Raw genomic sequence first — 24,730 nt, forward strand, 5'->3', positions numbered from 1 at the left:
TTATGAGTTTTTCAACTGTCAGCAATCATCTGCTGACCGCCCATGATCTTGATGAACAGGATCTCTTTTCTGTCCTCACACAGTTAGCGGATCGCCATATTGATTATGGCGACCTGTACTTCCAGAGCAGTTTTCATGAAGCCTGGGTGCTGGAAGATAAAATTATCAAAAACGGCTCTTACAATATTGATCAGGGTGTCGGGATCCGCGCCGTCAGCGGCGAGAAAACCGGCTTTGCCTATGCGGATCAGATAAGCCTGACCGCATTGCAGCAGAGTGCCTCCGCCGCCCGCAGTATTGTCCGTGAGCAGGGTAACGGACAGGTGCAGAGCCTGCACCGTGTCAATAACACGGCTCTCTATGCCGCGCTCGATCCGCTGCGTGCAATGCCGCGCGAGGAAAAAATCGCGCTGCTGCACCGCCTTGACCGTGTGGCACGGGCGGAAGATCCGCGTGTGCAGGAAGTGAATGCCAGCCTGACCGGTGTCTATGAAGAAGTGCTGGTGGCTGCCACTGACGGCACGCTGGCGACGGATATCCGTCCGCTGGTGCGTCTGTCTGTCAGTGTGCTGGTGGAAGAGGACGGTAAACGCGAACACGGCGGCAGCGGCGGCGGTGGCCGTTTCGGTTATGAATATTTCCTCGGTACGGAAGACGGTGAGATCCGCGCAGACCATTTTGCCCGCGAAGCGGTGCGCATGGCGCTGGTGAATCTCTCTGCCGTTGCGGCACCGGCCGGATCAATGCCGGTTGTGCTGGGCGCAGGCTGGCCGGGCGTGTTACTGCATGAAGCGGTCGGTCATGGCCTGGAAGGGGATTTCAACCGCCGTGGTGCATCGGTATTCAGCGGAAAAATCGGTCAGCAGGTCACATCATCACTCTGTACCATTGTTGATGACGGTACTATCGGTGATCGCCGCGGGTCACTGGCAATTGATGACGAAGGTGTGCCGGGACAGTATAACGTCCTGATCGAGAACGGCATTCTGAAAGGTTATATGCAGGATAAACTCAACGCCCGTCTGATGGGGGTTGACCCGACCGGTAACGGCCGCCGTGAATCCTATGCCCATCTGCCGATGCCGCGCATGACCAACACCTATATGCTGGCGGGGGAATCGTCGCCGGAAGAGATTATCGCCAGTGTGAAAAATGGCCTGTATGCCCCGAATTTCGGCGGCGGTCAGGTGGATATCACCTCCGGTAAGTTTGTGTTCTCGACATCCGAAGCGTATCTCATTGAAAACGGTAAAATTACCAAACCAGTGAAAGGCGCGACACTGATTGGCTCCGGTATTGAGGCCATGCAGCAGGTATCGATGGTCGGTAATGACCTGAAACTGGATAAAGGTGTCGGTGTCTGCGGTAAAGAAGGCCAGAGCGTGCCGGTGGGTGTCGGTCAGCCGACCCTGAAACTGGACAGCATTACTGTCGGCGGAACGGCCTGATGATGCAGAAATACGGCACACTGGTGATTGTTCTGATTGTGGCGGTCTCCGCCTGGCTGGCGGGGTTACCGGGGCAGTTTATCGAAACCCGTCCGTCAGAGCCGGTGCCGCAGCAGACAGAACAGCCGCAGAGCATTGATGCCCTGACAGCACAGTCACGGGTGGTCAGCTATGTGCAGCAGCACCAGCGTCTGCCGGATTACTATGTGACGAAAAAAGCCGCCCGTAATGCGGGCTGGCAGCCGTCAAAAGGCAATCTCTGTGAGGTGATGCCGGGTAAGGCTATCGGCGGTGACCGTTTCGGCAACCGGGAAAAAGGGTTGCCGGATGCACCATCACGGCAGTGGTTCGAAGCTGACATTAACTATAACTGCGGCCATCGCGGCAGTGATCGTCTGCTTTACTCCAGTGACGGGCTGATTTATGTCACCACCGATCATTACCGTTCATTTCAGCAGGCCAATTAATCCATGACACCTGATATCAGCATTGTGCGTTTTGATTTCCGTACTATCCGGACAACAGACGATTTTTATCAGCAGTTCAGTGATAAATTTCAGCTGCCGTACTTCGGGTGTAACACGGATGCATTGTGGGACATGCTGACAGGCGGGATTGATCTGCCGGTGATACTGGCGTTTGAACATATTACCGCACGGCAGCGGCGGCTGTTTTCAGTCATTATCGGCACCTGCCGGGATGCGGAGGAAGAGTGGCCGGGGGATATTCAGCTGGTGCTGACCCCCCTGACCATGACGGCGGATTAAGCGCTTTCTGCCAGTTCTTTCAGATACTGGAACAGCTGGCGGTAAGCTTTCGGCGGTTTATTGCCTTCGCGCTCTTTTTTCGCATTGCGGATAAGCGCACGTAACTGCTGGCGATCAAGGTGCGGGAACAGCGCAACGGCTTCTTCCGTCACGGTATCATCACCGGTGACCAGGCGTTCGCGCAGATCTTCGAGTTTATGCAGCAGGACAACCTGCTGGTTATGGCGGTTTTTCAGTTTGTCGAGTGCCGTGGTAATCGGCTCCGGGTCACGGGCCCGCAGCAGTTTACCGATGAGCTGTAACTGACGGCGCAGGCCTTCGCGCTTGATTTTTTGTGCAAGCAGGATGGCTTCGAGCAACTGTTCATCCAGCGGAATACGTTCCAGCTGGGTCTTGCTCAGTGCAACCAGTTCAGCGCCGAGTTTTTTCAGGGCTTCCGCATCGCGTTTAATTTCGCTTTTGCTGACCCAGATTATCTCGTCATCCTCTTCCTCCTGAGGAAGTGCATCGGGTTCTTCAAACCAGTCTTCAGGCTGCTTTGCCATAATAGTATTTCCTGTGGCGAAACACAGAGCGGCGGGTGCCGGATGATCTCTGTGTTTGTGAGTGTTAACATTTGATTATTGCGTATTGTAACCGGGGAAAAGGCCGGATAACACCTATTCAGCTGTCTGATTAGCTGACGGCCCCTTAATTTATTGAATTGGAACCTGATTGATGAATATCACTTCTCAGATTATGGCGCAGCGTACGCGCCTGGAACAAGCGGTTTCGCAGGCACTGAGTATTGCACAGAAAGGGTGTGACAGCGCCGAAGTTGCTGTCAGCAGAACCACCGGGATGAGTGTGAGCACCCGCATGGGTGAGGTGGAAAATGTCGAGTTTAACAGCGACGGCGCACTGGGGATCACGGTGTATCATAACCAGCGTAAAGGCAGTGCATCCTCCACGGATTTAAGCGAAGAGGCGATTGCCCGTACCGTACAGGCGGCTATCGATATTGCTAAATATACATCTGAAGATCCGTGTTCGGGCCCGGCAGATCGCGATTTGCTGGCTTTTGAGGCACCGGATCTGCAACTGTTTTATCCGTCCGAAGTGAGCGCTGACCAGGCTATCGACTATGCTGCCAATGCGGAAAAAGCCGCACTGAGTGCCGATCCGCGCATCACCAATACAGAAGGCGGCAGCTTTAACAGCCATTACGGCATCCGGGTGTTCGGTAACACGCTGGGTATGCTGCAAAGCTACTGCAGCAGCCGTCACTCCATGTCCGCCTGTGTGATCGCGGAAGAAAACGGTGATATGGAGCGTGATTACGCCTATACCATTGCCCGTAAGCTGGATGATCTGAAATCTGCACAGTGGGTGGGGGAAGAGTGTGCCCGCCGGACACTGTCCCGCCTTGCTCCGCGCAAACTGGCAACACAGAAAGCGCCGGTGATTTTTGCCCCGGAAGTGGCAACCGGCCTGTTCGGGCATCTGGTCGGTGCGATCAGCGGCACCTCCGTGTACCGCAAATCCACCTTCCTGCTCGACAGCCTCGGTAAACAGATCCTGCCGGACTGGCTGACTATCCGCGAACTGCCGCATGTGATTGGCGGCCTGGCTTCCACGCCGTTTGACAGCGAGGGGGTCCGCACAGAAGATCGCCTGATTATCGAAAACGGTGTGCTGAATAACTGGCTGATGACCACCTACGCTGCCCGTAAGCTGGGGCTGAAAAGCACCGGCCATGCAGGCGGGATCCACAACTGGCATATTGCCGGTCAGGGGCTGGGATTTGACGACATGCTCCGGGAAATGGGCACCGGTCTGGTAGTGACCGAACTGATGGGACAGGGTGTCAGCGGTATCACCGGTGATTACTCCCGCGGCGCATCCGGTTTCTGGGTGGAAAACGGTGAGATTCAGTATCCGGTCAGTGAAATCACCATCGCCGGAAACCTGAAAGATATGTGGGCCAACATTATCGCCACCGGCGACGATATTGAAACCCGCAGCAACATTCAGTGCGGCTCAGTCTGGCTGCCGGAAATGAGTATTGCAGGGCAGTAAATGTGTCAGCTCCCGGAGCCGGTATATCCGCCTCCGGGAGTGAAAATGCAGAAAACAGCAGCGATTATCGCGAAAACAGCCAGTAAGTCCCGGTTTCCGGCACTGACAGGAACCGCCGGTTCATTTCATCCAGTGTCTTCTGCGGATCAACATCAGAAAAGAGATCCGGATGCAGTTCCCGCGCGAAAAATTCCGCTGCCAGCAGATGCCACGGGCTGAGATAAACATGATGCCAGAGTGCGGCTGTCCGTCCTTCCCTGACAGCCGGCAGTGCGGCAATCACCGGATCTTTCTGTAATTGTTCCTGCAGGCTTTGCCGGGCAGTGTCAGGGCGGAGATCCGGCCCCAGCTGTAACTGCCCCCGGCTATCCCTTCCGCCGCTGCCGGTCACCAGATAATATTCCGGATTATCCGACAACACCTGCTCCGGGCTGATCCGTCCGAAAACACCACTGAATTTCCCTGCCGCAATGTTATCCCCGCCGGAAAAAGCCAGTAAATCGGCCAGGTTTCCGGAAGCGGCGGTCGTGCAGCATTCCGCTTTTTTCCCGAGATGTAACCGGAGCAAAACTTTGGGGCGATGCGGATTGTGCATGGCCAGGCGGCTGCGGATCACGTCCATATGCTGCTGATAAAACGCAATAAAAGCGGCTGTCTTTTCCTGCCGGTTCAGGACTTCGCCCAGCGTTTTCAGTGACGGAACCGTATTCCGCAACGGATCAACCCTGAAATCCAGGTAGATCACCGGAATACCGGCCGCAGCGGTCTGGTGTGCAAACTGCGTCTCATCAGGACGTGATTTGGCATACACCGGCATAATAATCAGATCCGGTTGCAGGGCGATAATCTTCTCAATATTAAGCTGTGAAAAATTATCGTTCCCGACAATCGCGATATCCCGGATTGCCGGAAATGCGGCTGTATATTTCGCCAGGGTCTGTGGATCGAGCCGCTGTAAATCGGCAGGCCACCCGACAACACGCGCCGCCGGATTACCGGTTTCGATCAGTGCCAGGGTATAGAGCATCCGGCTTTCACCGAGGACGATCCGCTGCGGATCATCCGGCACCGTGACCGTTCGTCCGAGACTGTCCGTAACGGTTTTTGCCCCGCACAGCAGCGAAAACATCATCAGCAATAACCCCGTGAAGAGTGGTTTCATATCAGAAATCCACAGAGGCATTCAGGAACAGGGTACGCGGCTCGCCGGCGATGACACGCAGGTTCCCGGCGCTGGACGCATAGTACTCTCTGTTCAGCAGGTTATTCACATTCAGTTTCAGTTGGGTTTCATGTCCGCTGACGCTTCCGTTCCATGCCGCGAAAGCATCTGTAACGGTATACGCCGGCAGGTAAAAACTGTTTTCCGGATCACCGGCACGTTTGCCGACATAGCGTCCGCCGCCGCCGAAACGCAGTTCACCCGGTAACCCCTGCACGGTCAGGGTGTGCGTCAGATACAGGCTGCCCATGTTGCGCGGGGCATTGACCAGCTGGTTACCGACATTTTGTGGTTTCAGATTATCTTCTTTAATCTGTGTTCTGTTCAGGCTGTAGTTTGCCGCTATCTGCCATCCCGGTGCAAATTCGCCGTTAATTTCCAGTTCCGCACCTTCAGAGCGGGCTTTCGGGATATTCCGGTTCAGGCCGTTCATAAAGATGGACATATCTTTTTCATCAATACGGTAAAGGGCAAAGGTCGTCAGCATTGTTGGTGTTGTCTGCCATTTTGCACCCAGCTCGTATGTCTGCCCTTTTTCTGTGGAGGCCACATTGCCGTCATCATCCACCTGTGCGGAAGGGGTGAAGGATTGGCTGTAACTGCCGTAAAGTGCCAGTTCCGGTGTCAGCTTATAGACGACCCCGGCCTGCGGAACAAATTCAGAACCGCTGTCATTGAGTGTTGTCTGATGGTTTATCCATCCGCTGCTGCCGTTTTGCGTATAGCGCTGCAGCCGTCCTCCGAGCACGACAATCCACTGCTCATTCAGATGAATGCTGTCTTTGGCATAGAGTGAACTGCTGTACACGGTGGCGCGCAGATTGCTTTTTGCGTCATCGGCGGTTTTATCTGTGGTAACCGGTGATTCGCCGTATACCGGATGGTACATATTGAATTGTTTTGACGGCTTGCCGCGGAAGGACCACGCTTTGTAGGTTTCGTTCTTTTCGTAATCCGCGCCGAACGTTATGTCATGCTGCATACCGGCGATTTCCGGTGTACCGCTGATATCCCAGCCGATATAGGTAGTCTGATGATTAAAGCCCCGGTTGGCATCGGCACGGCGGGTCACAATGCCGGTTTCCGGATTGATCGCGGTTGCGCGGACTTCATTACTGTCGTAGCGGCGCTGCATCCACGCGTACTTGAATCCGGTTTCCCAGATGCCGTCAAATTCCTGCCGGTATTCTGCGGTCAGGCGCTTATTTTTCCCGTAGGCGTGATTAGCGTTGTCATCTATCCGCTCATTATAAGGAATACGGATCGGGCTGCCGCCGATAAATGCGGTTCCGCGATCGTAAGGCACATCGAATTTATTTTCGGTATAAGCCACATTGAAAGACGCACTATCACCGAGCCAGCTCAGGGACGGCGCCAGCAACGTGTGCTGATCTTCCCCGAAATTGCGCCAGTAATCTTCGTGGCGGCGTTCTGCTATCAGCCGGACTGCGAAACCATGACCGAGAGGGCCGGTCACATCAATCGTACCGGTACCGCCGCCGTTGCTGTTTGTCCGTCCGCTGACGCGTCCCTGCCACTGATACTGTGGTTTTTTGGAAATCAGATTTATCACGCCGCCCGGATTCAGAATACCGTAAAGCAGGGAAGAGGAGCCTTTCAGAACATCAACACGTTCGGTGGTGGCATCCATAGCCAGTCCCTGGTTGCTGCGTACCCCGTCGATAAACACAGAGCCGTCCGTATTGGAGCCGAAGCCGCGTTTGACAAAACCGTCCTCAATGCCGCCCAGCGTGTTGCCCTGAGTTACACCGCTGACAAACTTTACCGCGTCATCCACTGAGGTGACATTAAAATCACGGATCAACTGCGGCGTGACAATACTGATGGATTGCGGCGTTTCATTACGCGGTGTCAGTGTTTTGAGGGTGGAATAGACATTATCCCCGCTGTAACTACCTTCGCGGTCTTGCGGAGCGGCAGTGACAACCAGAGTATCATCGGCGGCAACCGCATGAAAAACAGGAATAAAGATAAAGGAGAATGTCAGTACAAGCCGGGAACAGCAATGCGGCCTGCGTAAATGCGCAGCAGATTTCATGTGTGAGTCTCAATATCAGAAGAATAAACAGCCAAAATAAAAACGGAATGATATTGATAATGATTACCATGCGCAATAATTTTTTTGTGATAATTATCCGTGAAGGGCGGGGCAGAAATAAAAATACCGCAGCGGAAACAGCCGCTGCGGCATGATTAACTTGTGTTATTAAATTATGCTGTACGGATGATATTCAGACTGCCAGCAGCATAAAGCCCCGCCACAGTAATAACAGCTGTTGTTCAAAACCCAGAATGACCGGAAATCCGCCCGGAGCTCCGCTCATACCAAACAAAGATGTCAAAGAATAGGCAGCCATGATCAGTTTCCTTCAGGAAATAAAGAGAGAAACATCATGCAATAAAGGTGTGAAGAAAGGAACCCCTGAGGAAGCTGCGCCCGCAGATTGCCTGAAACGGACGCAGAGCCGGCTTAAAGCGGATTAACGGTGTAACTCACCGGCAGCTTCAGGCTGATAGATAATTTCTGATACTTTTACGCGCGTTGCTTCACCGTTCGGCAGTTCCCATGAGATCTCATCGCCGACAGAAAGCCCGAGTAACGCAGCTCCCAGCGGTGCCATCACAGACAGCTGTTCTGCACTGTCTTTCAGCGATGCCGGGTACACCAGGGTGCGGATACTCTCTTTCCCGCTCGATAAATCCTCAAAGCGGATGCGGCTGTTCATCGTCACGACCGTGGCAGGCATTTCTGCCGGCGGCAGGATGTCCGCGCGATCTAACTCTTCATTCAGGGCTTCGGCGACCGGACTGTCAGCATAAGCCGGCTGTTCCAGCAGCATATCCAGACGCTCCGCGTCCAGTTCATTAATAATTATATTGGGCTTTTTCATACCACACTCCAAATCATTTCCAATACAAAAGAACACCCCCACACCAGAAGGAGGGGGGTGCTCGTTTGATAATTAATCTGATAGTAGGCTGTTCTCCCCCGAAAGGAAAGAGATCAGGATCACGAACCGCCGGGCTGCGTGAACGAAACAGCGTATCAGTTTTCTTTAAGTAAAATATTTCGGTTAGTATAACTAATCTTCATCAAAACCTGAATCAAAAAGGGAAATAATTGCCTCAATGGCAGAGTTTTCATCAGGTCCTGTTGCTTCCACTTCAATAAAACTGCCCTGTTCGGAATCCAGCATCAGCATGGCGAGCACACTGTCTGCCCGGGCTTCTTCATTCTGATTATTACGGAATACCACCGTTGACCGGAAGGTCTGGATCAGTTCAAACAGTTTCATGGCCGGCCGGGCATGCAGCCCCAGCCGGTTTTTGATTTCAACCTGACAACGGATGGTCATGGATTACTTCCGTTTTTCCAGGGTCCGGTGGCGTGACTGCACGTTTTTCCCGCGTGAGCGGAAGTAATCCGCCAGCTGTTCCGCCACATAGACAGAGCGGTGTTTGCCGCCGGTACAGCCGATAGCGACGGTCAGGTAGCTGCGGTTGTTGGTTTCCAGCATCGGCAGCCACAGTTCCAGATAGCTGCGGGTCTGGTAAATAAAGTTATGTACTTCTGTATGGCGGTCGAGGAATGCCGCCACCGGTTTATCCAGACCGGTCATCGGACGCAGTTTCGGATCCCAGTGCGGGTTCGGCAGGAAACGGACATCAAACACATAATCCGCATCGATCGGAATACCGTGTTTAAACCCGAACGACTCGAACACCATGGTCAGCTCGCGTTCGCGCTTGCCGAGCAGACGGGTTCTCAGCATTTCTGCCAGTTCATGCACTGACATTTCAGAGGTATCGATAATCAGATCCGCACGGGAACGCAGCGGTTCCAGCAGATCGCTTTCCTCATCAATGGCACTTTCCAGCGAGAGATTTTTACTGGAAAGGGGATGCAGACGGCGGGTATCACTGTAACGGCGGATCAGGGTGTTGCGATCCGCATCCAGGAACAGCAGCTGGGGTGAGAAACTGTCCGGTAATCTGGTCAGGGCTTCCTCAAACACCTCCGGAGACTCCGGCATATTGCGGACGTCAATACTCACTGCGGCAGAGGTATCGCGTGTTGCCAGGGTAGCGGCAAGCTCCGGCAGAAGAGTGACCGGCAGGTTATCAACGCAGTAGAAACCCATATCTTCCAGCGCCCGCAGGGCAACAGATTTACCCGAACCAGAGCGGCCGCTGACAATCATCAGCACCATGAGGGGACTCCCTATCGTTTCTCTTTCAATGGCAATACGCCATTATCCGTTGTCGTCAGCCGGTTATCATCACCCGGTGATGATACTGTACAGCTCTTCATCGCTTTGCGCCTGACGCAACCGGCGGCAGAGCGCTTTGTCAGCCAGTTTTTTGGCCACTAACGACAGTGTGTGTAAATGCGTCTGACACTGATCAGACGGAACAAATAACGCAAACAGAATGTCCACATTCTGATTATCAATCGCATCAAACGCGATAGGTTGTTCCAGGTGTAAAAATACGCCGCAGGCGGTTTGCGCCTCGCTTTTGTCCAGTTTTCCGTGGGGGATGGCAATCCCGCCACCGATACCGGTTGTCCCGACTTTTTCCCGTGTAAGGAGTGCCTCAAACAGCGTGTTTTCCGGCAGCGCCAGCGCGGTGGCAGCCAGTTCACTGATAATCTCCAGCGCGCGCTTCTTACTGGTACAGTGAATATTATTGCGTGTACAGCTGATACTCAGTACATCGCTCAGGGACAAATTTGCTTCGTTATTCATTTCATTGTTCACTTAGGATCAGAATCCCGGTAACCACCATGGTAACCGGGATCAGAGCACTGCTTTTTCCTGAGAAAATTCAGACTGTTAATTCAGTCATACACCCGGGTGCAGAAAATTTACCGGTTTCTCAGTTTTTCTTTGTGTTTGGACAACTGACGGCCGAGTTTTTCTGCCATCTCATCAATTGCCGCGTACATATCCTCTTTTTCCGCTGAGGCGTGAAGATCCGCACCGTTTACCTGAGCCGTTGCCTCCGCAATTTTACTGACTTTCTCAACCTTAAGGATCACCTGAACGCTGTTGATTTTATCGAAAAACTGCTCCAGTTTCTTACACTTGGCTGTCACAGTCTCACGTAATGCATCTGTAATTTCAACGTTGTGGCCGGTAATTTGTAATTCCATAGTGTCTTCCTTCTCAATGTGTATCAAATCAGCTGCTTACGCTGATTTGAGGGCGGGATGGATAACGACTCGCGATATTTCGCGACAGTCCGTCTGGCGACCTGAATACCCTGTTCGGCAAGCATGTCGGTCAGTTTGCTGTCACTGAGCGGTTTCGCCGGATTCTCGGCGGCAACCAGTTTTTTCACCAGTGCACGGATGGCTGTGGAGGACGCTTCGCCCCCGCTGTCAGTACTGACGTGGCTGGAGAAAAAGTACTTCAGTTCAAAGATCCCCCGCGGACTGTGCAGGAATTTCTGCGTTGTCACCCGGGAAATCGTTGATTCATGCATCTCAACCCGCAGTGCGATATCAGCCAGCACCATGGGCTTCATATATTCTTCGCCCTGTTCAAAGAACGCCTGCTGTTCTTCCACAATACAGGTCGCGACTCTGAGCAGAGTATCGTTCCGGCTTTCCAGACTTTTAATGAGCCACTTTGCTTCCTGCAAATTGTTGCGGATAAACTGACTGTCGCTCTCACTGCGGGCCCGCGAACCCATTGCGGCATAGTGATTATTAACCCGCAGACGGGGAATGCTGTCGGAATTGAGTTCCACTGTCCAGCGTTCGCCGTGTTTTCTCACGAGGACGTCAGGAATAACATACTCTGATTCTCCGGTGTTGACTACCAGGCCCGGACGCGGTTCCAGTGACTGGATCAGATCAATAGCGGATTTCAGCGCCTCTTCTTTCAGTTTGGTCACCCGGCCCAGGGTCCGGAAATCCCGGTTCCCCAACAATGCCAGATGCTGATCAGCGATAGCAAGCGCTTCTTTCAGGCTCGGGGTCTCCGGCGGCAGAATTTTCAGCTGCACCATCAGACACTCCCGCAGGTCGCGGGCGCCCACACCCACCGGATCAAAACGCTGGATGCGCTTGAGTACGGCTTCCACATCTTCGGTGGTGACCTCATCGTCACCGATACTGAGGCGGATATCATCGACAGAAACAGTCAGATAGCCGGTTTCATCAATCGCATCAATGATTGAGAAGGCAATCGCGGCATCGGTTTCGGTAAAGGGAGTAAGGCGGGCCTGCCAGATCAGATAATCCTGTAAGGTTTCAGTGGTTTCACCCTGATAGAGCGGCAGTTCATCATCGCCGTAATCATTGCCGGTGCCGGACGGTGTACCGGCGGTGTAGATTTCTTCCCACTGTGCATCCAGCGGCAGATCATCCGGCATGGCGGTCTGTTCGAGAGCCTCGGCGCTGTCCAGCTCTTTCTGTGTTTCAGATTCAGCAGGCGTGTCAATTTCCTGATGGTTATCATCAAGTTCCAGCAACGGGTTAGATTCCAGCGCCTCGCGGATCTCCTGCTGGAGTTCAAGCGTGGAAAGCTGCAACAAACGGATAGCCTGCTGAAGTTGTGGCGTCATCGCCAGTTGCTGGCTGAGTTTAAGCTGCAGACTCTGCTTCATTACGGACACGGGCTCCTTACGGCATTACAGGCGGAAACCTTCGCCTAAATAAACACGTTTAACCTGCTCATTATTCAGAATGGATTCCGGGCTGCCGTGGGCAATCATATGGCCCTGGCTGACAATGTAAGCCCGTTCACAGACATCCAGTGTTTCACGGACGTTGTGGTCAGTGATCAGGACGCCGAGTCCGTAATCACGGAGGTGCTGAATAATCTTTTTAATATCAATAACAGAAATCGGGTCAACACCGGCAAACGGTTCATCCAGCAGGATAAATTTCGGGTTGGCGGCCAGTGCGCGGGCAATTTCCACACGACGGCGTTCACCCCCGGACAGTGACTGGCCCAGGTTATCGCGCAGATGACTGATATGGAACTCTTCCATCAGCTCTTCCGCCCGCTCCCGGCGTTCATCATTGTTCAGATCCTTACGGATTTCAAGCACCGCCATCAGGTTCTGCCATACCGTCAGGCGACGGAAAATGGAGGCTTCCTGCGGCAGATAGCCGATACCTTTGCGGGCGCGTTCGTGCAGCGGCAGCAGGGAAATATCTTCATCATCGATGCTTATCGCACCGGCATCACGGGGAACAATACCCACGACCATATAGAAGGTCGTGGTTTTCCCGGCACCGTTCGGGCCGAGCAGCCCGACGATTTCGCCGGAGCTGACTTCAAGCGTCACATCTTCGACAACTTTGCGCCCTTTGTAGGCTTTGGCTAATTTGCTTGCGATTAATTTTGCCATAAATCGTTACTTACCTTTCTGACCGGTTGCCGCCGGGCCTTTTTCCTGAAGTTGTGACGGCAGCAGTACGGTAGTCACCTGTTTGCCTTTGTCACTGAATGCCTGCATCTGCTGTGTCGGCACCACATAGGTAATCTTGTCACCGGTGATATTGCTGTCCAGCTGTTCCAGATAGGCATTACCGGTCAGTGTGACCAGCTCATTGGCCATTTCATAACGCAGTTTGCTGCCGCGTCCTTTGATTGGCTTGCCGTTATCCTGCATCTGGTAGAAGGTCACCGGATTACCGAATGCTTCGACCACCATTTTATTGGAGTCGCCGCCCGGACGGGTGACCACCACTTTGTCAGCGCGGACATCAATCGTTCCCTGTTTTACCACGACATTATCAGTAAATGTGGTGATATTTTTTTCTAAATCAAGGGCTTGTTTTAATGATGTTACCGTCACCGGCTGCTGTGTATCTTCTTTTAACGCCAAAGCAGGGACACTGACGGCCAGAATTGCTGTCGCAATCAGAGTATTAAGGATGTTTGCTTTCATTTGGGATCTCATAGTAAGTCTGTACATCTTTGATCAGTTCCGCATTACGATTGCGTAAATTACCCCGCATCTGCAATCCGACGGAACGCAGTCCTGTTCCCGTGATGGTGACTTTATCGTCAGAACTCACATCCTGGGTTGTCAGATTGACTTCGGCGTTGTCCGTGGTGATCTGCCTGAGCTGCGTATCGGTGGTCAGGCTGTCAACCTGCACATCACCGTATAAATATAACATTCTGTCGTTGGTTAATTTGGCCCGCTTTGCACGAATCGTCCAGGTGGCGGTTTTATCAGGATCGTAGGTGGTCAGCACCGGATTAGTAAACCAGGTTATTTTTTCCTGAGCAAAGTTCTGCACATCATCCGCATTCAGCCGGTACGCCAGCAGCCCTGTCGGCTCGTAAGCCAGGGTTGAGGACGTTTGGGTTTTATACGTCGGCGTACCGTCTTCCACAATCTTACCGTCGGTGTCACCTGAACGGGTGACCGACAGGTTCCAGCCGAGCAGACCGAGGGCGACAAGCGCCAGAATAATGATCAGCCAAAGCTTAAATTTACTCATGAGATCCCTGATAAAGCCATTATAACCAATGAAATTCTTTTCAGACGGACAGGCCTCTGGCCGCATCCAGCTTATTTTGTGCCAGCAGAATCAGATCGCATAATTCGCGGACAGCCCCGCGGCCGCCTGCAATCTGTGTAACATAATCCGCTTTGGGTAACAATAACGGGTGGGCATCCGCCACTGCGGCGGATAAACCGACCTCTGCCATGACCGGCCAGTCAATCAGATCATCGCCGATATAGGCGACTTCGCCGGGGCGAAGTGCCAGTTTATCTAATAGTTCGCGATACGCCAAAAGCTTATCGCTCTGTCCCTGGTAAAGATGTGTAATTCCGAGTGTATTGGCACGATCTTCCAGTAATTTGGCTTTACGACCGGTAATTATCGCCACCTCCACCCCGGAGGTCAGCAGGCAGCGGATACCGTAGCCGTCACGGACATTAAATGCCTTCAGTTCTTCACCGCTGTTGCCCTGATAAATCAGGCCGTCAGACATCACGCCGTCCACATCACAGATAAGAAGCCGTATTTTAGCGGCTTTTTCCATAACTGTTTGCGCTATCGGGCCATAGCAGGTGTCAATAGTGGTAATTTGTGTCATCGTCAGTCCTTACACCACTCCGGCCTGGAGCAGATCATGCATATGCAGTACGCCGAGCAGTTTATCACCTTCTGTGACTAATAAAGAGGTGATATGACGGGACTGCATTAAATTCAGTGCCTCAACCGCCAGAGTATTGGCTTTGATGCGGATCCCGCCCGGGGTCATCACATCGGCAATCTGGCAGTTATTGAGGTCTGTGCCCGCATCGAAAATCCGGCGCAGGTCACCGTCAGTGAAAATGCCCTGAATAATCATGTCATCATCACAGATAACCGTCATACCCAGTTTTTTACGGGTGATTTCCACCAGTGCTTCGCGCAGTGAGGCGGTTTTCGGTACACGCGGAATATCATCACCGGTGTTCATCAGGTCGGAAACCAGTAACAGCAGTTTGCGGCCGAGCGCGCCGCCCGGATGAGAGAGGGCAAAATCTTCAGCGGTAAAGCCGCGGGCCTGTAATAAGGCAATCGCCAGCGCGTCACCCATCACCAGCGTGGCGGTGGTGCTGGTGGTCGGCGCAAGGCCGAGCGGGCAGGCTTCCTGCGGGACTTTAATACACAGATGGATATCCGCCGCTTTTCCCATCGTACTGTCCGGGTTGCCGGTCATGCAGATAAGCGGGATGTTCTGACGTTTGATAACCGGGATCAGCGCCTGAATTTCTGAGGATTCACCGGAGTTTGAAATCGCGATAACCACATCTTTCTTTGTGACCATCCCCAGGTCACCGTGTGCGGCTTCACCCGGATGCACAAAGAAGGATGGGGTACCTGTGCTGGCAAATGTCGCGGCCATTTTGTGGCCGATATGACCGGATTTTCCCATCCCCATGATGATCACTTTGCCTTCACAGCGGAATATCAGTTCACAGGCTTTATCGAAATCATCATTAATATACTGTTCGAGTGACGCGAGACCTTCACGTTCAATCCGGAGGACACGTTTACCTGTTAGTTGAAAATCAGTTCGGGACATCAGTTTTTTCTCACTTTCAGTATCTGTCTGTGTATTAATGGCTGACGCTTATCAGCCGGTAAAAAGGCTTATCAGCCAGGCGGTGAACGCACTGAGCAGAATAATGCCTTTCAGCCGGTTCAGCCGCTGGTTCCGGCCGGCCGCAAAGAAAATAAATAACACACCGGCTGCGATCATCACGGCGAAATCGGTCATAAAACTGTCTGCTGCCATCGGCGCGGTGGCTAACAGCGCCGGGATCCCCGCCACGACAGTCGTATTAAACAGCGTCGCGCCGATAAGATTCCCCAGCGCGATATCTTTCTCACCTTTGATCGCTGCTGCAATTGTGGTGCACAGTTCCGGCAGACTGGTACCGATAGCCAGGATAGTCAGTCCGGTGATGCGCCCGCTGATCTCCGCATAGCGGGTGAATGCGGAGGCGTTATCAATCACAATCCGGACCGCCACCGGCATAATCAGCAACCCGGCGACCAGCCACAATAAAGCAACCGGTAAATTATTTTCCTGCGGCAGTTCATGGTTTTGTTCAGTAGTGAAGCCGTCATACTGATCACGCTGTGCCATTGCGGCAATTTTCACCACCAGCCAGAGACTGGCAAGCCCTGCAAGCACCAGAAAACCGCCCTGAACCCGCGTGATACCGCCGGACCAGATAAACAGTCCGAACAGCGCCATCACCGCCAGCATCAGCGGAAGCTCACGGCGCAGCACCGCCGACTGAACACTCAGCGGGCGGATAAGGGCGGCGAGGCCCGCAATCAGCAGTAAATTGGTAATATTGGAGCCGATAATGGTGCCGAGCGCCAGATCCGGCTGCCCTTCAAGCACCGCACCGGCGGAGGTCAGCAGTTCCGGCAGCGACGTGCCGGGACCGGCCACCAGAATACCGGTGATAAACGGGGAGATGCCGAGAGAACGGGAAAAAACCGCCGCGCCGTACACAATCCGGTCAGAGGCATAAACCAGCAGAATCAACCCGGTCAGTAAAAGGATGCTGGTGAGTAACATGGCTCTCCTCCGGGCTGAAAAACAGTCAGAAATAATGAAGTACGGGAAATTGAGGGTATTGTACGGGCTGAGGCGCAAAAGTAAAACAGACGTTTTGCGCCCGGCGGAAGCGTTAATGTTAAATGCTGATATACTTGTGTATCACGCTGTTTATACCCCGTTACTCAGGGGGGATAAATAATTCAGACAGTAACACCCGCATTTAAAGGCGAAAACTGCCGGATTTTTTTATATTATGATGGGTCAGTCCTGTATGTGTCGTAAAAACACGAAAAACATAACGTTAAGGTTGTGAGGTCATGAACCGACAGACGGAAAATATTATTGAGATCCGGAACATGTGTTTCCGGCGCGGTTCGCGCATGCTGTTTAATGATATCAGCCTCGATGTGCCGCGCGGCAAAGTGACCGCGATTATGGGGCCGTCCGGGATCGGGAAAACCACACTGTTACGCCTGATCGGCGGGCAACTGCGCCCGGACAGCGGCGAAATCTGGTTTGACGGCGATAATATCCCGGCACTTTCCCGCAGCAAACTCTATCAGTCACGCCGTAAAATGAGCATGCTGTTCCAGTCCGGTGCATTATTCACAGATATGACAGTCTATGACAACGTGGCGTTCCCGCTGCGCGAACATACCCGTCTGCCGGAATCCCTGATCCGGACAACTGTGATGATGAAACTGGAAGCGGTCGGTTTACGCGGGGCGGCAAACCTGATGCCGTCGGAGCTCTCCGGCGGGATGGCGCGCCGTGCGGCACTGGCGCGGGCCATTGCACTGGATCCGGATCTTATCCTGTTTGATGAGCCGTTTGTCGGCCAGGATCCGATTACCATGGGTGTGCTGGTAAAACTGATTGATGAACTCAATCAGTCGCTGGGTGTAACCTGCATCGTGGTCTCTCACGATGTGCCGGAAGTGCTCAGTATTGCGGATAAGGCTTATATCGTCGCGGAGCAGTCCGTGATTGCACAGGGCACCGCAGAAGAGTTGCAGGAGAATACCGAACCGCGTGTGCGCCAGTTCCTGGATGGTATTGCTGACGGACCGGTTCCTTTCCGCTATCCGGCGGGTGATTACCAATCAGATTTATTAGGATAAACGAGACATGTTGACACAGGCACTTGCTGCTTTGGGACGCCGCGCGTTAGCGACATGCGCGTCTTTCGGGCGGTCAGGATACATGCTGTTCCGTGCGCTGTTCGGCAAACCGCAGTTTGCCCGGCAGTGGCCGCTGCTGCGCAAGCAGCTGTACAGCGTCGGTGTGCAGTCCCTGCTGATTATTTCAGTATCCGGGCTGTTTATCGGGATGGTTCTGGCCTTACAGGGATATCTGGTTCTGAAAACCTTCAGTGCGGAAGCCAGCCTCGGCATGATGGTGGCGCTGTCGCTGCTGCGTGAACTGGGGCCGGTGGTGACCGCACTGCTGTTTGCCGGACGCGCCGGTTCCGCACTGACAGCGGAAATCGGGCTGATGAAAGCCACAGAACAGTTATCCAGCCTGGAAATGATGGCGGTCGATCCGCTGCGCCGGGTGATTGCACCGCGTTTCTGGGCCGGTTTGATCAGTATGCCGCTGTTATCCATGATTTTTGTCGCCGTTGGTATTCTTGGCGGGGTCATGGTCGGGGTGGACTGGAAAGGGATCGATGAAGGTTTCTACTGGGCTTCCATGCAGGCCAATGTGGACTGGCAGAAAGATGTGATGAACTGCATTTACAAGAGTGTGGTTTTCGCTTTCACCGTCACCTGGATTGCCCTGTACAACGGGTATGACGCTATTCCGACGTCTGAAGGGATTAGTCGGGCAACAACACGCACGGTCGTTCATTCATCGCTTGCCGTGTTAGGGTTAGATTTTGTGCTTACGGCACTGATGTTCGGGAATTAAACAATGCAAAGCAAGAAAAATGAAGTTTGGGTCGGGCTTTTCGTCTTAATTGCCATTGCGGCGATTATCTTCCTGGCACTGAAAGTGGCGGATATCCGTTCTGTCGGCAGCGAAAAAACCTACCGCGTGTCTGCCACTTTTGATGATATCGGCGGCCTGCAGGCCCGTTCACCGGTAAAAATCGGCGGTGTGGTGATTGGCCGCGTCAATGACATCCGTCTGGACAAGGACTATAAACCGGAAGTGACGCTGGATATCTACAGTCAGTATGATCAGATTCCGGACACCAGTTCGTTATCTATCCGCACCTCCGGTCTGCTGGGTGAGCAGTATCTCGCGCTCAGCAAAGGGTTTGAGAATACAACCGATCCGGATCTGCCGATGACTGAGATGCTGAAAGACGGCAGCCGTATTCAGGACACCAAACCGGCGATGGTGCTGGAAGATTTAATCGGTCAGTTCCTGTATAAGAGCGGCGACGGCGAAGGGGGTAATACCCCGGAAGCGGCACCGGCTGCACAGCACTGATACGAAAAGTAATGTAAAAGCGGATGTTTTTGCCCGCAGAGGCGGACATCCTGCATAATACCGTTTACCGAAGACACCTTCACGGCGGAAAGTGCCGGTGATTAATCAGGAGTTGATTATGTTTAAGCGTTTACTGATAGCGGCGATGCTGGTGGTGATGGCCCCGTTTGCCGGAGCTGTTGACCAGACGAACCCGTATACACTGATGAACGATGCGGCGGCGAAAACCTTCAGCCGTCTGAAAGCAGACCAGGCGCAAATCCGGCAGAACCCGGACTATCTGCGCACCGTGGTTCAGGAAGAATTACTGCCGTATGTGCAGATCAAATACGCCGGTGCACTGGTGTTAGGCTCTTACTACAAAGATGCGACACCGGCACAGCGCGATGCCTATTTCAAAGCCTTTGAGGCTTATCTGGCCCAGGCATACGGCCAGGCACTGGCAATGTACACCAACCAGACTTATCAGATTGATCCGGCACAACCGCTGGGTGATAAAACCATCGTGGCTATCCGTGTGACACTGACAGAGCCGGCAGGGCGTCCGCCAATCCGTCTGGATTTCCAGTGGCGTAAAAATACCAAAACCGGTAACTGGCAGGCTTATGACATGATTGCCGAAGGCGTGAGCATGATCACCACCAAACAAAATGAGTGGGCATCTATTCTGCGTCAGAAAGGGGTTGATGGTCTGACTGCTGAGCTGGAACGCAGTGCGAAAACCCCGATTACCCTGGATCAGAAATAATGACGGCTGCGCTGACGTGGGAAAAACAGGGTGAAACCCTCTCCCTGAACGGGGAACTGGATCGCGATACACTGCTGTCGTTCTGGAATGCACGTCAGCAGCAGATGAGCGCCGTGCAGACGGTGGATGTTTCCGGTCTCAGTCATGTGGATTCCGCCGGGCTGGCTATGCTGGTCCGTCTGCGGGGAGAGCGTCCGGAAGCACCGTTTGTGTTATCCGGAGTAAGCGCTAACTTGCAGATGCTGATGTCACTCTACGGTGTTGAGTTCGAATTCAGTCAGAACGCGTGAATTATCGCTGCCTCCTGCTGTGTCACCACAGCCGGAGGCATTTTTAATGGTTTAAGAGCGGGGCATATTCGATTACGATAGTGCCTATAACACACAATCTGATAACCAATTTGAGAAATTATGGATACGAATGAAATCAAACAGGTGCTGATGGATAAGTTAGCACTTACTGACGCAATTGTGACCGGTGACGGCAGCCATTTTCAGGTGATCGCTGTCGGCGACCTTTTTGACGGTATGAGCCGTGTTAAACAGCAGCAGGCCGTGTATGCGCCGCTGATGGAATATATTGCGGATAACCGTATCCACGCGTTGTCTATCAAAGCCTATACCCCGGCTCAGTGGGAACGGGATCGTAAACTGAGCGGGCTGTAAGCGCGGCGTCTGACAATGCAGTGACAAGTAACGCGCAGCAATTAATGATAATGAGAGTGTCTACAGATGGATAAATTTCGGGTAAAAGGTCCTTCCGTTCTTCAGGGCGAAGTGACTATCTCAGGGGCAAAAAACGCAGCATTGCCTATCCTGTTCGCTGCAATTCTGGCGGAAGAGCCGGTTGAATTACACAATGTGCCGGAACTGCGGGATATCGACACCTCTGTGAAGCTGTTAACGCGGCTGGGTGCAAAAATTGAGCGCAAAGGAACCACACTGCGCGTGGATGCCTCTGCGATTAATGAATATTGTGCACCTTATGATCTGGTCAAAACCATGCGCGCGTCTATCTGGGCGCTGGGGCCGCTGGTGGCCCGTTTTCGTCACGGTCAGGTTTCCCTGCCGGGTGGCTGTGCTATCGGTGCCCGTCCGGTTGATTTGCATATCACCGGCTTAGAGCAGTTAGGGGCAAAAATCACCCTGGATGAAGGGTATGTCAAAGCGGAAGTCGACGGTCGTCTGACCGGCAACACTATCGTGATGGATAAAGTCAGCGTGGGTGCCACCATCACTATTATGTGTGCGGCAGCCCTGGCAAAAGGCAAAACCGTTATCGAAAACGCCGCCCGTGAACCGGAGATTGAAGACACCGCTGCATTCCTGAATGCGCTGGGTGCCAAAATCACCGGCGCAGGGACTGACCACGTGGTGATTGAAGGTGTTGAACGCCTCGGCGGCGGCTCTCACACTGTTGTGCCGGATCGTATTGAAACCGGGACATTCCTGATCGCAGCTGCGGTTTCACGCGGTAAAATTCTGTGCCGTAATGCCAAGCCGGATACGCTGGATGCCGTTCTGGCCAAGCTGCGTGAAGCCGGGGCAGAAATCGAAACCGGTGACGACTGGATAAGCCTTGATATGAAAGGGCAGCGCCCGAAAGCGGTCACCTTCCGTACCGCGCCGCATCCGGGCTTCCCGACAGACATGCAGGCGCAGTTCAGTCTGCTGAACCTGGTGGCGGAAGGCTCCGGTATGATCACGGAAACCATCTTTGAAAACCGCTTTATGCACATTCCGGAGCTGATCCGTATGGGCGCTCACGCGGAAATCGAGAGTAATTCTGTGCTGTGTCACGGCGTGGAAAAACTGTCCGGTGCTCAGGTGATGGCGACCGATTTACGTGCATCGGCAAGCCTGGTACTGGCGGGTTGTATTGCGGAAGGCACCACAATCGTTGATCGTATTTATCATATCGATCGCGGTTATGAGCATATTGAAGAGAAATTACGCGGTCTGGGTGCGGATATCGAACGCATTCATTCAGCAGAGTAATTCCCTGATGTAAGCCATAAACAAAAAAGAGCGGATATCCGCTCTTTTTTTGTGCCTTATTCCTGTCCGCCGGGGGAGGGAGTGAACTCTTCGATGGTCACGTCGACAGACCGCATCTGGCCATTGCGTAACAGGGTGACCGGCACAACACTGCCCGGGCTCAGTTCCGCCACCTGATCCATCATTTCGAGTGGTGAGGTGCTTGGCTTGTTATTGACGCTGGTGATGATATCCCCGACCTGAATCCCGCCTTTATCCGCCGGACCGTCACGGGCAACCTGAAAGACCCGCAGACCGGTTATCTGATTGATATCACTGTTGTTAGTCCGGATCGGCGGCAGCTCTTTGGAGGTGATGCCGATATAGCCCCGGATCACACGGCCGTCTTTTATCAGCTTATTCATAATGCGCAGGGCAAGCTCTGCGGGGATCGCCAGCCCGATACTGTCACTCAGCCGTGACGGATCGTTGCTGTCGTAAGACATGGTATTGATGCCGACTAATTCACCTTCGGTATTGACGAGTGCGCCGCCGGAGTTACCGGCCATAATCGAGGCATCAGTCTGGAGAAAATTCTGGCGGCGTGTCGGACTCAGCCCGACGCGGCCCATTGCACTGATAATGCCCTGGTTGACTGTCTGCCCGACATTAAACGGGTTACCGATCGCCAGCACCACATCACCCACATGGGACTGACGTTTCGGGTTGATCGGGATCACCGGCAGTTTATCGGTGGTATTGATTTTCAGCACCGCGAGGTCGGTCAGATCATCCGCGCCAATCAGCATGCCTTCATACAGGCGGCCGTAGTTGCCGTATTGCAGGGCGATCAGAATCTGATCGGCATTTTTAATCACGTGCTGGTTGGTCAGGATATAGCCCTGATCATTCATGATCACGCCGGAACCGAGGGAGGTCAGTTCGGGACCCTGCTGGGAGAGGCTGCCCATATTACTGCTGTAAACGTTGACCACGGCAGGCGCGGCGCGGCGTACCGCTTTGTTATAGCTGACCGGTTCGTCATTATTAAACAGATGGGTAAACCACTGGGTCACAAATTGCGGACGAATAGACGGGACGCTGACCAGAAGCAGGGCAGCCACGAGAAGTCCCATAAAAACGGAGCGCAATAATTTAAACCACATAGTCCTTAACCGGTGTTGTGAGTACGGGAAGCAGATACTTCCGGCAGAATAACATAAACCGGGCGAATTATATGTGTGTAATTGCGGTATTTTATGATGTGGTACAAATAAACAGGTGTGGTATCAGGCGGTTATTTGTCACTGCCGGTCATGAGTCTGTCAGTGGGTGGTTACTGACAGTCTCATGCAGTTCATCCGGTTAAACGGGTTTATCCCCCATCACCGTTGCTCTGTGCATAATGCGGTGAAAATCACCGTAATCAAAACTGGCGAGATGCTGGGTGCAGCGGTTATCCCAGACTGCCACATCACCATTCTGCCAGTGCCAGCGGACAAAATATTTCGGCTGTGTGCTGTGTTTAAACAGGAACGTCAGCAATGTATCACTCTCTTCCGGACTTAATTCACAGATACGGCTGGTAAAACCTGCGGTCACAAACAAGCCTTTCTTGCCGGTGACCGGATGGGTTCTGACCAGCGGATGGCGTCTCGGCGGGAAATCGCGGCGGGCTTTTTCCAGCGCGGCTTTGGCTTCCCCTGTCTGTGCAAAACGGCTGTCCGGGAAAGAGAGGCTGATATCATGTTCTGCTGTCAGGCCGGATAAAAAATCCTGCAACGGCGGTGATAAATCATCATAGGCCCGGGTCAGGCTGGCCCACAGGGTATCGCCGCCGAAAGGAGGAACCTGCACGGCGGATAACACACAGCCCATGGCCGGTTTTTCCAGAAATGTCACGTCGGTGTGCCACAGTTCGTTATCTTTCAGATCCAGCAGATGGCTGTCGAGCACAATCAGCTCCCGCACATTCCTGTGGGAAGGAAAAACCGGATGTATATGCAGTTCACCCAGGGCGGCGGCAAAGTCCCGCTGCGCTTCCGGTTTAATATACTGCTGGCGGAAAAACAGCACCTGATGTTCCAGTAAGGCATCCTGTAATACGGCCAGCGTGACGGCATCCGGTGTCAGGTTAAGATCAATGCCGCTGACGTGTGCGCCGATAGCGGGTGTTAATTGTCTGATATCCATATTCATTACCTCTCTGTCGGTTAAGATTCTTTGCCGTACCACGGCACTAATGCCTGCTGCAAATAACGCAATGCCAGTTCGATGGCGAGTGCCACCACGGCAATCACTGCGATACCGGTGATGACAATACCGGTGTTAAGAAACTGCGCGGCGGACTGCACCATAAACCCCAGTCCCTGCTGTGCCGCGACCAGCTCTGCCGCCACCAGGGTTGACCAGCCCACGCCGAGGCCAATCCGGATCCCGGTCAGCATCTGCGGCAGTGCTGACGGCAGGATCACATATCTCAGTACCTGAAGCCGGTTTGCCCCCAGTGACCGGACAGCGCGGATCCGGTTTCCCGGCGCAGCCATAATGCCCTGCATCGTTGAAATCAGGACCGGCGCAAGAATAGCCAGCCAGATCAGCAGGATCTTGGTGGTTTCCCCGATCCCGAACCAGATGACAATCAGCGGCAGATAGGCGAGCGGGGGAACCGGGCGGTACAGTTCAACCACCGGGTCCAGTATGCCGCGTATCCGGGAACTCAGTCCCATCAATACGCCCAGCGGGATCCCGGTGATAACCGCCAGAAGCAGTGCTTTGAGCATGCGATCAAGACTGGCCGCCAGATGCTGCCACAGAGTGGCATTCATATAACCGGATTCGGATAACGCCAGAAACTGGTGTCCTATCTGAGCCGGAGCAGGTAAATAAAGCGGATTGACCCACTGTAATGCGGTGACCAGCCACCAGCCGGCAATCAGAACTGATAAACTCACCATACTGAGAAATAAACGGCTGTAGCGGGTCTGTTTATTTATATCTGCCATT

At 53.3% G+C, this 24,730-nt stretch carries 30 protein-coding genes; 11 read left to right on the forward strand and 19 right to left on the reverse strand.

The genetic code is table 11. The annotated features are described in order from the left end of the window. Positions 1–2: 2 nt before the first annotated feature. Genes tldD through AB7038_RS04970 form a run of 3 tightly spaced genes read left to right on the forward strand, consistent with a single transcriptional unit; the run spans position 3 to position 2,215 of the window. Entirely contained in the window at positions 3–1,448 is a 1,446-nt protein-coding gene (gene tldD, locus AB7038_RS04960) for a metalloprotease TldD (RefSeq protein ID WP_054424131.1), read from the forward strand. Continuing rightward, entirely contained in the window at positions 1,448–1,915 is a 468-nt protein-coding gene (locus tag AB7038_RS04965) for a ribonuclease domain-containing protein (protein WP_108656196.1), read from the forward strand. The genes tldD and AB7038_RS04965 overlap by 1 nt, the downstream gene beginning before the upstream one ends. Positions 1,916–1,918: 3 nt before the next feature. Next, on the forward strand, positions 1,919–2,215 hold the full coding sequence (locus AB7038_RS04970) for a barstar family protein (protein ID WP_369452862.1): 297 nt from the start codon (positions 1,919–1,921) through the stop codon (positions 2,213–2,215). On the opposite strand, the gene yjgA is transcribed toward AB7038_RS04970, so the two are convergent. After that, positions 2,212–2,760, reverse strand: coding sequence for a ribosome biogenesis factor YjgA (gene yjgA, locus AB7038_RS04975; RefSeq protein ID WP_072869272.1), 549 nt, complete (start codon positions 2,758–2,760; stop codon positions 2,212–2,214). The genes AB7038_RS04970 and yjgA overlap by 4 nt on opposite strands. Positions 2,761–2,932: 172 nt before the next feature. Between yjgA and pmbA the strand changes: the two genes are divergently transcribed. Continuing rightward, a complete protein-coding gene (gene pmbA, locus AB7038_RS04980) occupies positions 2,933–4,273 on the forward strand; it encodes a metalloprotease PmbA (RefSeq protein WP_025151849.1) in 1,341 nt (446 codons plus the stop codon). Between the two features lie 64 nt (positions 4,274–4,337). Here the strand turns inward: pmbA and AB7038_RS04985 are convergent, their stop codons facing one another. The 15 genes from AB7038_RS04985 to AB7038_RS05055 form a co-directional block, all read right to left on the reverse strand. Next, the gene (locus AB7038_RS04985; protein ID WP_369452863.1) at positions 4,338–5,435 is read right to left on the reverse strand and encodes an ABC transporter substrate-binding protein; all 1,098 of its coding nucleotides are present in this window, start codon (positions 5,433–5,435) and stop codon (positions 4,338–4,340) included. Between the two features lies 1 nt (position 5,436). After that, a complete protein-coding gene (locus AB7038_RS04990; protein WP_369452864.1) occupies positions 5,437–7,554 on the reverse strand; it encodes a TonB-dependent siderophore receptor in 2,118 nt (705 codons plus the stop codon). A gap of 193 nt (positions 7,555–7,747) precedes the next feature. Then, a complete protein-coding gene (locus tag AB7038_RS04995) occupies positions 7,748–7,873 on the reverse strand; it encodes a hypothetical protein (protein ID WP_004240521.1) in 126 nt (41 codons plus the stop codon). 123 nt (positions 7,874–7,996) lie between these two features. Beyond that, on the reverse strand, positions 7,997–8,407 hold the full coding sequence (gene rnk / locus AB7038_RS05000) for a nucleoside diphosphate kinase regulator (protein ID WP_368889433.1): 411 nt from the start codon (positions 8,405–8,407) through the stop codon (positions 7,997–7,999). A 192-nt stretch (positions 8,408–8,599) separates the two neighbouring features. Continuing rightward, positions 8,600–8,872, reverse strand: coding sequence for a PTS phosphocarrier protein NPr (gene npr / locus AB7038_RS05005; RefSeq protein ID WP_369452865.1), 273 nt, complete (start codon positions 8,870–8,872; stop codon positions 8,600–8,602). A gap of 3 nt (positions 8,873–8,875) precedes the next feature. Then, the gene (gene rapZ, locus AB7038_RS05010; RefSeq protein WP_004236309.1) at positions 8,876–9,727 is read right to left on the reverse strand and encodes an RNase adapter RapZ; all 852 of its coding nucleotides are present in this window, start codon (positions 9,725–9,727) and stop codon (positions 8,876–8,878) included. Between the two features lie 69 nt (positions 9,728–9,796). Beyond that, positions 9,797–10,264, reverse strand: coding sequence for a PTS IIA-like nitrogen regulatory protein PtsN (ptsN, locus tag AB7038_RS05015; protein WP_072869276.1), 468 nt, complete (start codon positions 10,262–10,264; stop codon positions 9,797–9,799). Between the two features lie 119 nt (positions 10,265–10,383). Further along, positions 10,384–10,671 (reverse strand): ribosome hibernation promoting factor, encoded by a 288-nt coding sequence (gene hpf, locus AB7038_RS05020; RefSeq protein WP_072869278.1) that lies wholly within the window; start codon positions 10,669–10,671, stop codon positions 10,384–10,386. Between the two features lie 23 nt (positions 10,672–10,694). Then, on the reverse strand, positions 10,695–12,131 hold the full coding sequence (rpoN, locus tag AB7038_RS05025) for an RNA polymerase factor sigma-54 (protein ID WP_368889431.1): 1,437 nt from the start codon (positions 12,129–12,131) through the stop codon (positions 10,695–10,697). Between the two features lie 24 nt (positions 12,132–12,155). Next, positions 12,156–12,881: an LPS export ABC transporter ATP-binding protein gene (lptB, locus tag AB7038_RS05030; protein WP_107678567.1), complete on the reverse strand. Its 726-nt coding sequence runs from the start codon at positions 12,879–12,881 to the stop codon at positions 12,156–12,158. A 6-nt stretch (positions 12,882–12,887) separates the two neighbouring features. After that, a complete protein-coding gene (gene lptA / locus AB7038_RS05035) occupies positions 12,888–13,424 on the reverse strand; it encodes a lipopolysaccharide ABC transporter substrate-binding protein LptA (RefSeq protein ID WP_368889430.1) in 537 nt (178 codons plus the stop codon). Then, entirely contained in the window at positions 13,405–13,986 is a 582-nt protein-coding gene (gene lptC / locus AB7038_RS05040) for an LPS export ABC transporter periplasmic protein LptC (protein ID WP_368889429.1), read from the reverse strand. Before lptC ends, lptA begins: the two co-directional genes overlap by 20 nt. A gap of 40 nt (positions 13,987–14,026) precedes the next feature. Beyond that, positions 14,027–14,590 carry a 3-deoxy-manno-octulosonate-8-phosphatase KdsC gene (kdsC, locus tag AB7038_RS05045; protein WP_072869283.1) on the reverse strand — a complete coding sequence of 188 codons (564 nt, stop codon included), beginning with the start codon at positions 14,588–14,590 and terminating at the stop codon, positions 14,027–14,029. A 9-nt stretch (positions 14,591–14,599) separates the two neighbouring features. Beyond that, positions 14,600–15,568, reverse strand: coding sequence for an arabinose-5-phosphate isomerase KdsD (gene kdsD, locus AB7038_RS05050; RefSeq protein WP_004236318.1), 969 nt, complete (start codon positions 15,566–15,568; stop codon positions 14,600–14,602). A gap of 51 nt (positions 15,569–15,619) precedes the next feature. Continuing rightward, entirely contained in the window at positions 15,620–16,579 is a 960-nt protein-coding gene (locus AB7038_RS05055) for a calcium/sodium antiporter (protein ID WP_369452866.1), read from the reverse strand. Between the two features lie 299 nt (positions 16,580–16,878). On the opposite strand from AB7038_RS05055, the gene mlaF reads away from it, so the two are divergent. The 7 genes from mlaF (at position 16,879) to murA (ending at position 21,745) form a co-directional block, all read left to right on the forward strand. After that, positions 16,879–17,682: a phospholipid ABC transporter ATP-binding protein MlaF gene (mlaF, locus tag AB7038_RS05060; protein ID WP_004240510.1), complete on the forward strand. Its 804-nt coding sequence runs from the start codon at positions 16,879–16,881 to the stop codon at positions 17,680–17,682. Between the two features lie 7 nt (positions 17,683–17,689). After that, positions 17,690–18,472 carry a lipid asymmetry maintenance ABC transporter permease subunit MlaE gene (mlaE, locus tag AB7038_RS05065; RefSeq protein WP_015422977.1) on the forward strand — a complete coding sequence of 261 codons (783 nt, stop codon included), beginning with the start codon at positions 17,690–17,692 and terminating at the stop codon, positions 18,470–18,472. 3 nt (positions 18,473–18,475) lie between these two features. Next, a complete protein-coding gene (mlaD, locus tag AB7038_RS05070) occupies positions 18,476–19,000 on the forward strand; it encodes an outer membrane lipid asymmetry maintenance protein MlaD (RefSeq protein ID WP_024474518.1) in 525 nt (174 codons plus the stop codon). 118 nt (positions 19,001–19,118) lie between these two features. After that, positions 19,119–19,748, forward strand: coding sequence for a phospholipid-binding protein MlaC (gene mlaC / locus AB7038_RS05075; protein ID WP_072869289.1), 630 nt, complete (start codon positions 19,119–19,121; stop codon positions 19,746–19,748). Beyond that, complete coding sequence (mlaB, locus tag AB7038_RS05080; protein WP_368889427.1) at positions 19,748–20,038, forward strand: lipid asymmetry maintenance protein MlaB; 291 nt, start codon at positions 19,748–19,750, stop codon at positions 20,036–20,038. The genes mlaC and mlaB overlap by 1 nt, the downstream gene beginning before the upstream one ends. A 120-nt stretch (positions 20,039–20,158) precedes the next feature. Next, positions 20,159–20,413, forward strand: a complete 255-nt coding sequence (gene ibaG / locus AB7038_RS05085; protein ID WP_004236327.1) for a BolA family iron metabolism protein IbaG — start codon at positions 20,159–20,161, stop codon at positions 20,411–20,413. Between the two features lie 66 nt (positions 20,414–20,479). Continuing rightward, positions 20,480–21,745 (forward strand): UDP-N-acetylglucosamine 1-carboxyvinyltransferase, encoded by a 1,266-nt coding sequence (murA, locus tag AB7038_RS05090; RefSeq protein ID WP_368889426.1) that lies wholly within the window; start codon positions 20,480–20,482, stop codon positions 21,743–21,745. Between the two features lie 56 nt (positions 21,746–21,801). Here murA and degS read toward each other — a convergent pair whose 3' ends face one another. The 3 genes from degS to tauC all read right to left on the reverse strand — a co-directional run bounded on the left by degS (position 21,802) and on the right by tauC (position 24,729). Further along, positions 21,802–22,890, reverse strand: a complete 1,089-nt coding sequence (gene degS / locus AB7038_RS05095; RefSeq protein ID WP_108656209.1) for an outer membrane-stress sensor serine endopeptidase DegS — start codon at positions 22,888–22,890, stop codon at positions 21,802–21,804. A 199-nt stretch (positions 22,891–23,089) separates the two neighbouring features. Further along, positions 23,090–23,917, reverse strand: a complete 828-nt coding sequence (tauD, locus tag AB7038_RS05100; RefSeq protein WP_440590456.1) for a taurine dioxygenase — start codon at positions 23,915–23,917, stop codon at positions 23,090–23,092. Positions 23,918–23,937: 20 nt separating this feature from the next. Continuing rightward, the gene (gene tauC / locus AB7038_RS05105) at positions 23,938–24,729 is read right to left on the reverse strand and encodes a taurine ABC transporter permease TauC (RefSeq protein ID WP_368889424.1); all 792 of its coding nucleotides are present in this window, start codon (positions 24,727–24,729) and stop codon (positions 23,938–23,940) included. Between the last annotated feature and the right edge of the window lies 1 nt (position 24,730).

This window comes from Morganella morganii, assembly GCF_041099235.1.
GTDB lineage: Bacteria > Pseudomonadota > Gammaproteobacteria > Enterobacterales > Enterobacteriaceae > Morganella > Morganella morganii_E.

Coding starts and splice junctions, on each gene's coding strand:
- ibaG (WP_004236327.1), top strand. CDS start 20,159: ATGGATACGAATGAAATCAAACAGGTGCTGATGGATAAGTTAGCACTT.
- degS (WP_108656209.1), bottom strand. CDS start 22,890: ATGTGGTTTAAATTATTGCGCTCCGTTTTTATGGGACTTCTCGTGGCT.
- lptB (WP_107678567.1), bottom strand. CDS start 12,881: ATGGCAAAATTAATCGCAAGCAAATTAGCCAAAGCCTACAAAGGGCGC.
- AB7038_RS04990 (WP_369452864.1), bottom strand. CDS start 7,554: ATGAAATCTGCTGCGCATTTACGCAGGCCGCATTGCTGTTCCCGGCTT.
- mlaD (WP_024474518.1), top strand. CDS start 18,476: ATGCAAAGCAAGAAAAATGAAGTTTGGGTCGGGCTTTTCGTCTTAATT.
- lptA (WP_368889430.1), bottom strand. CDS start 13,424: ATGAAAGCAAACATCCTTAATACTCTGATTGCGACAGCAATTCTGGCC.
- tauC (WP_368889424.1), bottom strand. CDS start 24,729: ATGGCAGATATAAATAAACAGACCCGCTACAGCCGTTTATTTCTCAGT.
- kdsD (WP_004236318.1), bottom strand. CDS start 15,568: ATGTCCCGAACTGATTTTCAACTAACAGGTAAACGTGTCCTCCGGATT.
- rpoN (WP_368889431.1), bottom strand. CDS start 12,131: ATGAAGCAGAGTCTGCAGCTTAAACTCAGCCAGCAACTGGCGATGACG.
- tldD (WP_054424131.1), top strand. CDS start 3: ATGAGTTTTTCAACTGTCAGCAATCATCTGCTGACCGCCCATGATCTT.
- AB7038_RS05055 (WP_369452866.1), bottom strand. CDS start 16,579: ATGTTACTCACCAGCATCCTTTTACTGACCGGGTTGATTCTGCTGGTT.
- AB7038_RS04965 (WP_108656196.1), top strand. CDS start 1,448: ATGATGCAGAAATACGGCACACTGGTGATTGTTCTGATTGTGGCGGTC.
- tauD (WP_440590456.1), bottom strand. CDS start 23,917: ATGGATATCAGACAATTAACACCCGCTATCGGCGCACACGTCAGCGGC.
- pmbA (WP_025151849.1), top strand. CDS start 2,933: ATGAATATCACTTCTCAGATTATGGCGCAGCGTACGCGCCTGGAACAA.
- ptsN (WP_072869276.1), bottom strand. CDS start 10,264: ATGAATAACGAAGCAAATTTGTCCCTGAGCGATGTACTGAGTATCAGC.
- rapZ (WP_004236309.1), bottom strand. CDS start 9,727: ATGGTGCTGATGATTGTCAGCGGCCGCTCTGGTTCGGGTAAATCTGTT.
- AB7038_RS04995 (WP_004240521.1), bottom strand. CDS start 7,873: ATGGCTGCCTATTCTTTGACATCTTTGTTTGGTATGAGCGGAGCTCCG.
- AB7038_RS04985 (WP_369452863.1), bottom strand. CDS start 5,435: ATGAAACCACTCTTCACGGGGTTATTGCTGATGATGTTTTCGCTGCTG.
- mlaB (WP_368889427.1), top strand. CDS start 19,748: ATGACGGCTGCGCTGACGTGGGAAAAACAGGGTGAAACCCTCTCCCTG.
- rnk (WP_368889433.1), bottom strand. CDS start 8,407: ATGAAAAAGCCCAATATAATTATTAATGAACTGGACGCGGAGCGTCTG.
- yjgA (WP_072869272.1), bottom strand. CDS start 2,760: ATGGCAAAGCAGCCTGAAGACTGGTTTGAAGAACCCGATGCACTTCCT.
- mlaF (WP_004240510.1), top strand. CDS start 16,879: ATGAACCGACAGACGGAAAATATTATTGAGATCCGGAACATGTGTTTC.
- kdsC (WP_072869283.1), bottom strand. CDS start 14,590: ATGACACAAATTACCACTATTGACACCTGCTATGGCCCGATAGCGCAA.
- mlaE (WP_015422977.1), top strand. CDS start 17,690: ATGTTGACACAGGCACTTGCTGCTTTGGGACGCCGCGCGTTAGCGACA.
- murA (WP_368889426.1), top strand. CDS start 20,480: ATGGATAAATTTCGGGTAAAAGGTCCTTCCGTTCTTCAGGGCGAAGTG.
- lptC (WP_368889429.1), bottom strand. CDS start 13,986: ATGAGTAAATTTAAGCTTTGGCTGATCATTATTCTGGCGCTTGTCGCC.
- hpf (WP_072869278.1), bottom strand. CDS start 10,671: ATGGAATTACAAATTACCGGCCACAACGTTGAAATTACAGATGCATTA.
- npr (WP_369452865.1), bottom strand. CDS start 8,872: ATGACCATCCGTTGTCAGGTTGAAATCAAAAACCGGCTGGGGCTGCAT.
- mlaC (WP_072869289.1), top strand. CDS start 19,119: ATGTTTAAGCGTTTACTGATAGCGGCGATGCTGGTGGTGATGGCCCCG.
- AB7038_RS04970 (WP_369452862.1), top strand. CDS start 1,919: ATGACACCTGATATCAGCATTGTGCGTTTTGATTTCCGTACTATCCGG.